Here is a 12,487-nt window from a genome sequence, read left to right as displayed (position 1 = left end):
AGTAATCACTAAAAAGCTTGTTGATGACCACTTCAACAAGCTTTTTACTCTCTTCTACGAAGTTATTCGCTCGCGAAACTACCTCAACAAGTTCACCAACAACTCACCTTTGTTTTTCAGTGAATAACAGCCACGATAAACACGTCTTAACTCCATGATCTGCTCTTTAGGTGATTTCGCATAGAATTGGTTCAGATATATCGAAGATTTAGGGTACCCCAATTCTTGAGCCGCACGCTCAAACATCACCTCTATCTTGTCGAAATCTCTCTCGGCGAACAAAGCGGTAAAATTCTCACAAGTATTGTTGCTCGCCATTACGGGCTTAGTGAAGGCAATCAACGCTAAAAGCGCCATTTTTACAACGAGGCGCCTACTGCCACTTAGCGTATTAAAGTGAAACATTTTCTTGGTTCTCAACCGCAAACTGCTTCATCTGTTTCACCAAAGACTTAATATACTCATTCTTATCTTGAATTGTTTTCGCCGACGCTAAGTTCATATTGAGCTTGCCATGCAAATCTTCGATACGCTGAGAAAGATCGGTGGCAACAACCGTCTGACTGGTCGAGGTTTCATGCACGACTGCATTGATTACCGCGAGTTTTTCCGTACTGGTATTAATCATTTCAAATGCATCATTTAACTGCTTAGACAGAGCAAATGACTTCTTAATGATCGCTTGGTTTTTATTGATATGATCTTGCGCCTTTGCACTGAAAGTATTGAGCTTCTCAACGGCTTCTTTAATCACTAAGGTATTCTGCTGAGTTTGCAATGAAAGCTTACGTACTTCACTGGCTACGACAGAAAAGCCCTTGCCGTGCTCACCTGCTCGCGCAGCCTCAATCGAAGCATTTAATGCTAGCAACGCCGTTTGGCTGGAGATCTGGTTGATGGTATCAACCACACCATTAATGTTGTTTGAGTACTCAAACAACTTACTAAAAATAGGGGCAGAATCGTTAATCGAGGTAAATACCTGCTGAGCAATTTGGCTATCGTACTCCATTAAACGGCGGCCACTGTGCAAGTTTTTAAGCACCGCTTCGGTTGCTTCATTTGCCACCGCTGCTTCATTACTGACACTTTGCGATGTTGAAGAGAGTTCTACCGTTGAAGCAGAGATCTGCTCCAAATCAAGAAAGCACTCTTCCGTCTTGGCCACATTGCGCTTTAAGCTCTCGTATGAGGCAATATAAGAACTATGTAGCTCCATAAGAAAGTTGGCAATGTCGTCATTCACTTCCTTTTGTTTCAGCTTTGCACGTACCAATAACGCAAATAACAGCATCACAATCAACGATAGCATCACAGCTAAGCGTTGTACGGCAATGCCATCCAACACCATTACTGAGTAATAAGTTGAAACAGGTGCAGCTAACACCATCATTAAAAGAACGACCACTATCTTAAAATTCACGTTTTTTTGCCTCAAAAACGCGAGTTTGTACTTCGACTAATCAAACGAGTTCGATACTCCAGTCTTGCATCCGTACAAAAAACAAACAGCCCTATTACCCTAAAATCACCGCCCATGCAGGAAATATCCTACACGCTTAACCTATAAGAAAAACGACAACAAACTCACTCTGTTTTCACTACACGAAGCATTTCCACTTTGTTTGTTACTCAATATCAATAGAGCGCGACGTTTTAACGCCATTTGACTCTTGAGCGAAGCTTTTTAGTGCCAGAAATGCCTCAATTCCTTCACTTTCCCCACCACGATACGCAAACCAAATAAATAGTCATAAAGCAATGCTTATCGATACGACAATCAGAAATTGTTATCCACAATTGGCTCGCCTTTCACTGCCCCTTTTGAACAAAGCACGATATACTGCTAAGGCAATCTTGACTAAAAGGCTATATATGAGTGATTCAGCTTCTGTAACCATTCCTCGCGATCCAATGGAGCGCTTTAATATCTTCTTCAAAACGTCGGCAGAGACTAAGAAAATCTGGTTGTTGATCGATGAGCATGGCAGTGTGTTATTAAACACCGACGATGAAGAGTGTGTGCCGGTATGGCCAACTGAAGAGCACGCTCTACAATGGGCAACAGAAGAATGGGAAGGCTTTACTGCTGAGCCGATTTCTATCGCAAAATGGAAAAGCCGTTGGACTATGGGGCTAGAGCAAGACGAACTATCAATCGTTGTATTCCCGGATGCTGAAGGCGAAGGCGTCGTGCTTTACCCGGATGAATTTGAGTTTGAGATCGTTAAACGCGAACGTCGATAAGCGGCTGACTCATTACAACTCTCTCTTCAAAGCGGTGCCACTGGCATCGCTTTTTCATTTCCCACCATGAGACCCACAGGGTTTGAAGCAAACCTTAATCTTTTGCTATCTAACTGGCTTTGCTAGAATGCCGCCCTTTCGCAGTGACCTACGCTGCATACTTGTTTGAGATAAACCAATGAAAGACAACCTAGCGATAATCGGACTCATCAACCCTAAAAGCCCTGAAAATGTGGGCGCCGTAATGCGCGCGGTAGGTTGCTATCAAGCAAACGAAGTACTTTACACTGGCACACGCTATGATCGCGCGGCAAAGTTCGCGACCGATACCAAAAGTGTCAGTGAACACACGCCACTAAAAGGAGTCGCCTCCATTTTGGATGCAATTCCGCAAGACACTCAAGTTGTCTGTGTTGAATTGGCTTTGGGCGCAACACCACTGCCCCATTTTCAGCATCCCGATAAAGCAGTGTACATTTTTGGTCCTGAGGATGGCTCCATTCCACAAGAGATCGCCGATCGCGCAGATCACGTAGTCTATGTCCCAACGGTTGGTTGCATGAACTTAGCAGCTTCAGTTAACGTGCTGCTTTACGATCGCTTAGCAAAGTCAGAATCGATGGTGACCGGTGATGAGTTGATTCGCTCAAGTCGTGATAATCGTAACAAGTTACGCGTTAAACAACCAAACGAGACAGCGGCTTAAGCTCGCACTAATAAAGAAAAAGGGTACTTACCGTGAGATAAGTACCCAACTCCACACAAGAACCCATTAGGGTCTATTTTTCACCTACTAAGATTTAGCCCAGGAAGGCTGGCAACATACCGAGCATCGATAGGATGTGGAAAATCGCTGTTAACACACCGAAAGCAATAACGGCTACCAGCATCACAGTGCCGCCTGGTGCCATAAAGCCCTCATGACCATCTTTGCGAGCGCGCGATTTGTACGCCAACATCGCAGGAACAATACATGCCCAAACCGTTGCCGCTGCACCTGCATAACCAATCGCAATCACAAAGCCGAATGGGAACAGTAGCGACATAATCAATGGTGGGAAGAAAGTCACTGCCCATGACTTAGTGCGACCTTGCTTAGTGTCATCGAATCTAAATAGGTCGGCGATAAAGTCAAACACACCCAGACCTACACCAATGAAAGATGACAATAGTGCTGCCATTGAGAAGCTGTTAATCGCATTTGCCACATTATCAGAAGCAATCACTGACCCAAGCGCAGACAACAATACATCAACGTTACCACCCTGTTCAATCACAGGACCGAACTGGTTACGAGGCAAGTTACCGTATATAGAGACCATCCAAAGTAGGTAAAGCGTCAAAGCGATAACGGTGCCGCCTAAAATCGCATATTTTGCACGACGCTCCTCACCATAGTATGCACGCATTGAAGATACCGAGTGATGGTAACCAAAAGAGGTCAACGCCACTGGTAACATCGCCATTGCATAAGGTGCATAGCTATTTTGCTTATTCGCCGTGTCGAACAATACGCCAAGATCGATGTTTGAAGCCATGCCAGACACACCAAACACGAAGGTAAAAATCATGAAAGCGATAAGAACAACAGAGATGCGATCTACAGCTCGAGTTGAGTGCCAAACAAAAGTAGAGAAAACTAATACAAACAGAATTGAAGCGATTTTGCTGTTGATCCCTAACAACCCTTCCAGAATCAGACCTGAAGAAGTGATGTAGGCATACAACAAGATACCGCCAACGAAATAAACCGTTAAGTTATTGAAATTGTTAACACCCGAGCCAAGCATATCCTTGGTTACAGTGTTAAATGAAACTTTTAAATCATAGTGCTTAAACGCTTCTAACAGCATCCAGCCCGAAATGGTCATTATCGCCATTGTTAATGTAATTGCAATTACAGACCAAGTCGTCCATGCGCCAGCACCTGCACTTGGGAGCCCTAACATACCCGCGCCTACACACACACTGGCGATAATACACGAGCCACCTAATAGTGAGGGAGATCCTTTCATATGTATATCTCTTTGTTATATTTCACGTTATTGGATAAGACTGTCTCTTAAGCTAAGTAATTTTTTATAGTGGGGCTTAAGATAAGGCGTGCCCAATTTGGGCACGCCAATGACATTAAGCTTCAGCTAGCTCTTTCTTTTCTGGCGCTGCTGTTACTTCTGACTCAACTTCTTTCAAGCGAGCAGTAAAGTGACGAAGTACTGCAGGTTCGTAAGTGAAATCCAAACCTTTTACGTTCTTCGCATTCTCTTTTACTTTTTGGAATGCTTCGATAACAAAATCCATGTGCGTTTGCGTGTAAGTTGCACGAGGAATCGTTAAACGTAGCAGCTCTGCTGGACATGGGTGTTGTTTACCTGTTGCAGGATCGCGACCTAGTAGCATTGAGCCAATCTCTACCGCACGGATACCTGCTACTTTGTAAAGCTCACAAGCTAATGCGTGCGCTGGGAATTGGTGAGCAGGGATATGTGGAAGCAGTTTACCTGCATCAACGAATGCTGCGTGACCACCAGCTTGCTGACAAACCACACCGATTGCTTCTAAGCCATTTACCAAGTATTCAATTTGGTTGATACGGTAAGCTAGCCACTCTTGACGCATACCATCGCGTAGACCCACAGCCAAACGCTCCATTGCGCCGCCTTCTAGACCACCGTATGTTGGGAAGCCTTCTTGAACCACACAAAGAGTACGACACTCAGTGTACACATCCATGAATGATTCATCTTTGAAACAAAGTAGACCGCCCATCTGTACCATCGCGTCTTTCTTCGCAGACATTGCTAGACCATCAGCGTACTTGTATGTTTCGTAGGTGATTTGCTCAATAGTCCAATCTTTGTAGCCTTCTTCACGCTGCTGAACAAAGTATGCGTTTTCAGCAAAACGTGCAGAGTCCATGATGACTGGAATGCCGTATTTCTGTGCCATTTCGTACACTGCTTTCAAGTTAGCAATTGAAACTGGCTGACCACCGGCTGAGTTACAAGTGATAGTACTTACAATATAAGGAACGTTGTTTGGACCCGCTTCTAGAATTGCAGCTTCTAGTTTCTCTAAGTCAAAGTTACCTTTAAAGTCCGCAGTCACTGCAGTATCGAAAGCTTCGTCAGTGTAGACGTTTTTCGCCACACAGCAGTTAACTTGAGTGTGACCTTGAGTGGTATCAAAGAAGTAGTTAGACAGCGCCACCATCTTAGTGCGATCGAGACCGCGCTCTTTTTCCGCTTTCTTGATTAGTACAGGGATGTAGATCTGCTCTGCACCACGACCTTGGTGAGTTGGAATAGTCAGCTCGTAACCAAAGATCTCTTTCACTGCGTTTGAAAGCGCATAGTAACTGCGGCTGCCGCTGTATGCTTCATCACCACGTAGCATTGCTGCTTGCATCTCTTGCGTGATAGAGCCAGTACCACTGTCGGTTAGCAAATCGATGAACACATCTTCACTATCTAGCAAGAATGGGTTCATACCTGCTTTTAGGATGGCTTCTTCACGGTACTCACGAGTGGTACGTTTTACTGGCTCAACAACGCGAATACGGAATGGTTCTGGTAGGTGTTTGAAGTTTTCCATTATAATACCTTTTATTTCTATATTGTGCTCACGCACTTTATTTTAAATATAATTACTCGCATCTTATTTAAATTAAGATGTAGAGTTTTAGACCAAATTAATTAAGATTTAATTTGGCGACATAATTCAATTAAATTTATTTAAACAACCAAAACAAAAACTAATAGAAAGCCAAATACAATCAATTGGAGGAAATTGTATTATGAATACGTTTAGATTTTGAATAGTTGAACCATCAAGCTAGTACAAGCCCGATGAGGCAAGGCTGCCCTAGATGTGATCAGAAGAAGGTAAGATAGATAGCGTATGGTCGCGTGTGTACCAAGCTAACGATGTTAGCCATATTTCGTATTGCATATTGAGGCACATTTTCATCTTATGTTCCTTCGTTGAAAGCAATTAGTGGGTTGACGAGTTCAGTATTATACAAGGCGATTAATTAATACACTTAAATAAACAGCAAATGTGATCTGGATAAAAAAGCGACTCGAATATAAATTCAAGATGTCGTAAGTATCACAGTTAACCCCATTTTAGTGATATTGAGCACTATTATTTCCTCTTTCTATCTACCTATTGTTTTCAATTACTTATCAAAGGTATCAAGAAACAAACTTACAAATGGTTATATTAAACTTGAGCTTAAGGGAGCCAATATTGTATAGACGTGGTTAGTAGCAGATGAATATTCCGAAATGAAGTCCATCAATAGGACTCAGAGCGTTGTAATTGAATCGAGTTGCAGAAAACACCGCAGCGAAATAGAGGGCAATTTGCATCAACCAAGTCTTCAGGTCTGTTTCGTCAGGCTTTTCCATCATTTAATAATTTTGTCGATACAAACAAATTACAATATGCATCAGAGCTCTATCGTTTGGTTTTATATAAAACACTTAAACAGCAATCAAGTTAGGTAGCAAAGCTTAAATCTTCGTCTAGCCCAGAAAAAATCTTATTGCAATAATGCACTATAAAAATAAGTGCATATTTATATCTATTGTTATTTTAAATCATAAAGGAAAGTTAACTTTATCGTCCGTCCTTCAAAATACCATCAATTCAAATAGTTATTGTTAGGAGCAATTTTAATTGTTGGTTCTCATCTATTGCAGTCAGTATTTTCTGACATGAAAGGCGTAATCATAGTCGTCATGCCCACAGAAGGCAGATCTCGATCATTAGAACGAACTTGAATTCAAACTGTTACAAATATGGATGTAGAAACAAATGACTAAAAATATTCCTAAGTGGGTTACCACGCTTTCGCTAAAATCGCTGCTACTACTCCCTCTAACTCTTACATTAACTCTTTTTGCCGGCGTTCTCGTGCTGATGTACATCAATTTAGACCACGTGCAAAACCAATCAGATATCGTTACTCAGCAGGTCGAAAGATCCGAAGCGGCAGCAAAACTCGATGAGAACTGGGCGAACGTACGAATCCTGACTCGCGATATGTTCAGTGGCGATGTCAATAGCATGTCTGAGCCAATGGAGAAGATTGACAGCGAGATTCAAAATATCAACGCAATCATTGAACAGTCCTTTTCTCTAGCGACTCTAGATACTCAGCAAGAACGCATCGCCATTACACAAATCACTCAATCCATGGCTGCTTACAAAGATCTTCTAGAACAATCCTCAGATAATTACCAAAAAATATACGATCTTTGGTGGCTAGAAACGCCACAGATGTGGAAACCATTGTTTTATATGGTTAACAAAGTCGATGAATACGCAGAAAACAATGATGACCTTGAAACGTTTACATGGACTGTTGAAGGGCAAAAGTTAGTCAATAACTTAGACTATTTCTACTCTAGACTGTCACAAATCATCTCTATGCATCAACTCGTGGACGTCGACTTGATGAAGATGTTCCATACTAATGCCGAAAAAACACTGACTCAGTTTAACTATGTGCCTGCGGTGTCTGACTTTAAAGCATTCACTTTTGATGAATTCACCAAGACAATGAACAGCGCGATTGAGTTGTTACAACAAGATGCACAAACCGAACTTCGTCGCTTAGATTACGCAGCAAATGTCAGAGAGCAGATTGATACTATCGTTGAAATCAGCTTAGAGCATCGACACGCTGCAACCACCGCAAGCAACACTGCAATTGAACAACTGCGCCTGATCCAAATCGCTGCTTGGTTATTCGCGGCAACCGTCGCAACGATCATGACGCTCTACTTGGCGCAACATATCCTCAATATTTTTAAGTTACTATCAGCATCTCTTAGCGCGATGTCGAAAAAAGATCTCTCTGTCCATTCTCAAATTAAAGGACGTAATGAGTTCGCCAAACTTGCGCAAGATATGGAAGCATCTATTTTGACAATGTCGAAAGTGATCAACGAAGTCCGTGACCAAAGCAATGAGGTTTCCTCATCCTCGACTCAGTTGGCGGCGGTCATGACGGAAGCTTCTGCTAACGCAGAACAACAAAGTAGCCAAGTCGATCAAATTGCGACCGCGGTAACTGAAATGTCGACTTCATCAAGTGTAGTTGCCAAAACCGCTAAACATACCGAGTCCAATGCATCGTCAGCGCTGGAAGCCTGCTATGATGGGCATGAGATTGTAGAGCAAAACAAACGCTACGCTGAGGTTCTCACATCAGAACTCAATGAAACAGCCGAAGTGGTTGAAGAGTTAAAACAACGCTGTCATAGCATTGGCGAAGTTGCTGGGGTGATTAACAGTATCTCTGAGCAAACGAATCTGCTGGCGCTTAATGCCGCGATTGAAGCCGCCCGAGCGGGGGAATATGGTCGCGGGTTTGCAGTCGTTGCCGATGAAGTGCGTGCTTTAGCAGCAAAGACACAACAATCAACTGGACGTATCCAAAATATCATCTCCGAACTGCAAGAAAACTCAGATTTGGCACAAGGACGAGTTAATAGCTGTTTGAAGCGAGTGGTAACCGTGCATCAATCGTCTCAGGAAGCGGTTGATAAGCTGGTATCAATCCAAAGCTCTGTCTCTGGTATCAATAACAGCGCAGCAGAGATGTCGGTTGCAGCAGAGCAACAAGCTCACGCGGCGGAAGAGATTAGCTCGTCACTCAACGGCATCAAAGATGTGATTGAACAAAACGTCACAGGCATTGCACAATCGAGCCAAGCGTCAAGTTTCCTATCTGAACTGGCAGAGAATCAAAGCCGAATGTTAAGAGAATTCAAACTTCAGCGCTAACTCACTTTGAAAGCCCGGTAACGGGCTTTTTAATGCAACTAAAGAGTGAGTTTTAGGTAAGAAAACCCGCTCTTTTTTATCATTTACAATAACCACACTAATAATAATGTTATTAAGGTTGATTTGCCCTCTAGGCGACCTACGCTTTAAGTGAAGCGAAAGCCACATGAGGAAATGATTATGAGTTTACTACCGAGAGACTCTTGGTCAGACTTCAACCGTTTATTGGATGCGACTCTTCCACACACCAATGCTCGCTGGAGCCATGGTCAATTTTCACCGAATGTTGACGTCATAGAAAAAGAGACTGCATTTGAACTTATTGCAGACTTACCTGGCGTTGATAAAAAAGATATTTCAGTAACTTACGACAAAAATGTTCTAACAATATCTGCGGCTACTTTACAAAGAGACGAACACGCAAGTGAAGGCAAGTATATTCATAAAGAGCGTTACGAAGGCAAGATGGTTCGTAGTTTTACTCTCAACAACAACCTAAACGCCAATGACATCTATGCCGAGTTTACCGATGGGGTGTTGGTCGTAGTCGTGCCAAAAATCGAGCCTGATATGCCTCAGGCAAGAGACATCAATATCAGTTAATTACGTGTGAGTTTTGATAGCAAGTCAAAAGGGTCTGTCATAGACCCTTTTTTAACGCTGCTTGGTACTAAAAGTAATAGCTGGTTGAAACCGTCCAGTAGCTGGCACTCGAGAAGCTGTCAGACTGGTATTTATAGTTAACCCCGACACCAAGCTCAGGCATTAGCTCATACTCTACGCCAATCGAACCAATCAACCCCAGCTCATTACTGCTTTTCGACCCGCTAACAACCGTATTCTTACCCGTGAAATCATACTGGGTATAAGTCGCGCCGACTTTCACTTTTAGATCCCATTCGCGATCGTTAGTCAAAGACATTTTGTATACCGGAGCGAGGGCAAACTGCGTGCTCTCTAGCGTCGTTTGGTAATGCGTATTATGAGTGCCGGTGTATTGATTTTTCTGATAACCAAACTCTACCGCCCAACTCTTATCTAACACATACCCGGCATGTAAACCTAAAAAGATATCGTCAGAGTCTGGGCTAATGCTGATATTTTTTGTGGTATCAACCACTTTGATATCATGGTGAGGGACAGCGCGTCCCATCTCTAATCCAACGTATGGAGAAGCAAAAGCTGGCAGGGAAAGTGCCAGCAAAGGGAATAAACAGATTTTCTTCATGTATAACAACCAATATAACAACTAGCGTATTGTATTGGCGTTTACCCAATTAGTTAACCGTTAACAATCCGTTCTGGCGTAAGAAATTTCTCACACGCAAAGTTGAGCAAATTCCACACAAAGTAATTGTTTTTACAAAAACATTTTATCGATTATCTCGAGCTTTACGCTTCCATTCAACCCACTTTAGTTGTCTACTTATCACCCTCAAACTGTTCTCAATTTGCCCCAAATGGCTCATTTGGTGTTGTGAATATTTGTGAGCCATACTATATTATGACCCATAACAGCATATGACCCATTTTAGTCGTTGAGGTATAACGATGACGCAGTATCTCTACACCCGCTTTTCACCCAAGAATCAAGCCTATCAAGAGCATGTTGCCGCGCTGCGCGCTTTTGCTCCAGATGCTAAACACATCGAAGACCAAGTTCGTGGATTTGTCCCCCCACTAGAGCGACCAGCATTTAAGCAGATGTTTGATGCGCTTCAAGATGGCGATACGGTCGTCATCTGGTGGCTAACCGCATTTGGCAAAGACTTTAGCCAAGTGAACGCAACCGTAAGGCTGCTTTTAAACAAAGGAGTAACACTGCAATTAATGTGTGAGCCCATTTGCTTCGAGCCAAATTCACAACAGAGTGAGACCCTACTCAGTTTGCTGTTTGGCTATGAGAAAGTACAAACCATGCATCGCCTTTTTGCTGCTGAACAAGGACGCCAAGCGATCAAAAATGATCCTCAGCTTTGGCAGCAAAAATTCCGTGGACGCCCTGCTGATCGCGCCAAGCACAAACAAATCGCCACCTTACTCTTAGAGGGACACACACTACAAAGCGTTGCCGAACAGTGTGATGTTAGCCTATCAACGGTGAAACGAGTCAAAGCAAAACTCAACAAAATTGATGATGAAGGCGGACTGAGACGTCGCGGACACATCCACCAGCGTGGTGGTGATGAATCGTGAATAAAGCTTTCGATATCAAAACCATACTGCTCGCCTGCCTGATCATTAGCGTTGGGCAATTGAGCATGGGATTAGTTTTTCCTTCTCTGCCTTGGATCGCTAAAGACTTCTCTATTTCACTCGACCAAGCACAGTTGTTAGTGAGTATCTACTTACTTGGCTTTGGTCCATCGCAGTTTCTCTATGGTCCTATCTCTGATGCGCTCGGGCGTAAAGTGGTGCTGCTAAGTGGGCTACTGATCGCCATGACGGGCTTGGTGATGATCATCTGCTTGAGTGACTCATTTACCGGTATGATTGCCGGACGTTTTCTACAAGGTTTAGGGACTGGCTGCTGCGCTGTGCTTGCCCGCGCCTCGACCCGCGATCGCTTTAGTGGACCCGATCTTCCGCTAGCCATGTCCTACATTGCCATGGCAGCCTCGATTACCCCGCTATTTGCACCGGTGATCGGTGGTTTTATTAACTTCCATTTCGGCTGGAGCATGGTGTTTATCTCATTGCTTTGCTACGTGTTGCTGGCTTGGATCATTATTGCTTTTCGCTTTCAAGAAACCGTCGCACAACGTTCGAAAGTGCCCTCAGCTAAGAAGATGCTGCTGCAGTACCGTGATCTTATCACTTCGCGTTACTTCATGAGCTTTGCCAGCATTGGTTGGCTTAACTTCGCTTTGATGATCACCACGGTTTCAGTGATGCCATTCATTATGCAGAACCAAATTGGCATGACGTCTGACGAATACGCGATGTGGGCGATCATCCCAGCCCTTGGGATGCTTGCGGGTACCAGTATTTGTAATCGCATCCGCCCAATCATCGGCAGTAAAAAAATGCTGCTCTGGACGCCGGTATTGCACTTAAGCGCGGCAACTTGGCTATTCTTCTGCCCGGTTGAACCACTTTATCTGATGCTGGGACAACTGATGATGATTCTTGGCAACGGTATTGCTATGCCTACTGCCCAAGCAATGGTCATGCTGCCATACAAAAAACACGCTGGCGCAGCCGCAGCCATGTCGGGCGGTGGTCAGATGGTGGTATCGTCAATTGTCAGTATGGCGTTAGTCCAATTAGGTCTCAGCCAAGCTTGGCACTTATCGCTAGTAATTGTGCTATTCGCCACGATTACCTTAGCCAATATCTTCCGTGGCTTTAGTTGCCCTGAGCCGCAGGAAGCATAATCCTTTCAATTGATTAACCCGCTAATCCCAGCGGGTTAACTTTCACGCTAAAGCAAGTAAGATAC

11 protein-coding genes are annotated in these 12,487 nt (G+C 43.6%); 6 read left to right on the top strand and 5 right to left on the bottom strand.

The features are described 5' to 3' along the window. Nucleotides 1–78 precede the first annotated feature (78 nt). Both GZN30_RS16140 and GZN30_RS16135 read right to left on the bottom strand, forming a co-directional pair. A complete protein-coding gene (locus tag GZN30_RS16140) occupies nt 79–357 on the bottom strand; it encodes a hypothetical protein (RefSeq protein ID WP_232060515.1) in 279 nt (92 codons plus the stop codon). A gap of 34 nt (nt 358–391) precedes the next feature. After that, on the bottom strand, nt 392–1,423 hold the full coding sequence (locus GZN30_RS16135; RefSeq protein WP_075648361.1) for a methyl-accepting chemotaxis protein: 1,032 nt from the start codon (nt 1,421–1,423) through the stop codon (nt 392–394). Nucleotides 1,424–1,875: 452 nt separating this feature from the next. On the opposite strand from GZN30_RS16135, the gene GZN30_RS16130 reads away from it, so the two are divergent. Both GZN30_RS16130 and GZN30_RS16125 read left to right on the top strand, forming a co-directional pair. Then, entirely contained in the window at nt 1,876–2,247 is a 372-nt protein-coding gene (locus GZN30_RS16130) for a DUF2750 domain-containing protein (RefSeq protein WP_075648363.1), read from the top strand. A 178-nt stretch (nt 2,248–2,425) separates the two neighbouring features. After that, complete coding sequence (locus tag GZN30_RS16125; RefSeq protein WP_075648365.1) at nt 2,426–2,953, top strand: RNA methyltransferase; 528 nt, start codon at nt 2,426–2,428, stop codon at nt 2,951–2,953. 94 nt (nt 2,954–3,047) lie between these two features. Here the strand turns inward: GZN30_RS16125 and GZN30_RS16120 are convergent, their stop codons facing one another. Continuing rightward, nucleotides 3,048–4,262, bottom strand: a complete 1,215-nt coding sequence (locus tag GZN30_RS16120; protein ID WP_075648367.1) for an aromatic amino acid transporter — start codon at nt 4,260–4,262, stop codon at nt 3,048–3,050. Nucleotides 4,263–4,377: 115 nt separating this feature from the next. Beyond that, nucleotides 4,378–5,841 (bottom strand): tryptophanase, encoded by a 1,464-nt coding sequence (tnaA, locus tag GZN30_RS16115; RefSeq protein WP_075648369.1) that lies wholly within the window; start codon nt 5,839–5,841, stop codon nt 4,378–4,380. Nucleotides 5,842–7,068: 1,227 nt separating this feature from the next. On the opposite strand from tnaA, the gene GZN30_RS16110 reads away from it, so the two are divergent. Together GZN30_RS16110 and GZN30_RS16105 are read left to right on the top strand one after the other, a co-directional pair. After that, entirely contained in the window at nt 7,069–9,045 is a 1,977-nt protein-coding gene (locus tag GZN30_RS16110) for a methyl-accepting chemotaxis protein (protein WP_075648371.1), read from the top strand. 180 nt (nt 9,046–9,225) lie between these two features. Continuing rightward, on the top strand, nt 9,226–9,648 hold the full coding sequence (locus GZN30_RS16105; RefSeq protein ID WP_075648373.1) for an Hsp20/alpha crystallin family protein: 423 nt from the start codon (nt 9,226–9,228) through the stop codon (nt 9,646–9,648). Nucleotides 9,649–9,715: 67 nt separating this feature from the next. Here GZN30_RS16105 and GZN30_RS16100 read toward each other — a convergent pair whose 3' ends face one another. Continuing rightward, nucleotides 9,716–10,273 (bottom strand): AcfA family outer membrane beta-barrel protein, encoded by a 558-nt coding sequence (locus GZN30_RS16100; RefSeq protein WP_075648375.1) that lies wholly within the window; start codon nt 10,271–10,273, stop codon nt 9,716–9,718. Between the two features lie 323 nt (nt 10,274–10,596). On the opposite strand from GZN30_RS16100, the gene GZN30_RS16095 reads away from it, so the two are divergent. Next, entirely contained in the window at nt 10,597–11,241 is a 645-nt protein-coding gene (locus tag GZN30_RS16095; RefSeq protein WP_075648377.1) for a recombinase family protein, read from the top strand. Further along, nucleotides 11,238–12,422, top strand: a complete 1,185-nt coding sequence (locus GZN30_RS16090) for a multidrug effflux MFS transporter (RefSeq protein WP_075648379.1) — start codon at nt 11,238–11,240, stop codon at nt 12,420–12,422. The genes GZN30_RS16095 and GZN30_RS16090 overlap by 4 nt, the downstream gene beginning before the upstream one ends. The last annotated feature ends 65 nt before the right edge of the window (nt 12,423–12,487 follow it).

The sequence above is a fragment of the Vibrio ponticus genome (genome assembly GCF_009938225.1).
GTDB classification, from domain to species: Bacteria; Pseudomonadota; Gammaproteobacteria; order Enterobacterales; family Vibrionaceae; genus Vibrio; species Vibrio ponticus.
The sequence above is the reverse complement of the archived record's forward strand: the minus strand, read 5'-3'. Positions and strand labels throughout refer to the sequence as shown.

Bases quoted from the DNA above. Each gene is read 5' to 3' on its own strand.
- tnaA (WP_075648369.1), bottom strand. From the start codon at position 5,841: ATGGAAAACTTCAAACACCTACCAGAACCATTCCGTATTCGCGTTGTT.
- GZN30_RS16140 (WP_232060515.1), bottom strand. From the start codon at position 357: ATGGCGCTTTTAGCGTTGATTGCCTTCACTAAGCCCGTAATGGCGAGC.
- GZN30_RS16105 (WP_075648373.1), top strand. From the start codon at position 9,226: ATGAGTTTACTACCGAGAGACTCTTGGTCAGACTTCAACCGTTTATTG.
- GZN30_RS16120 (WP_075648367.1), bottom strand. From the start codon at position 4,262: ATGAAAGGATCTCCCTCACTATTAGGTGGCTCGTGTATTATCGCCAGT.
- GZN30_RS16110 (WP_075648371.1), top strand. From the start codon at position 7,069: ATGACTAAAAATATTCCTAAGTGGGTTACCACGCTTTCGCTAAAATCG.
- GZN30_RS16130 (WP_075648363.1), top strand. From the start codon at position 1,876: ATGAGTGATTCAGCTTCTGTAACCATTCCTCGCGATCCAATGGAGCGC.
- GZN30_RS16095 (WP_075648377.1), top strand. From the start codon at position 10,597: ATGACGCAGTATCTCTACACCCGCTTTTCACCCAAGAATCAAGCCTAT.
- GZN30_RS16100 (WP_075648375.1), bottom strand. From the start codon at position 10,273: ATGAAGAAAATCTGTTTATTCCCTTTGCTGGCACTTTCCCTGCCAGCT.
- GZN30_RS16125 (WP_075648365.1), top strand. From the start codon at position 2,426: ATGAAAGACAACCTAGCGATAATCGGACTCATCAACCCTAAAAGCCCT.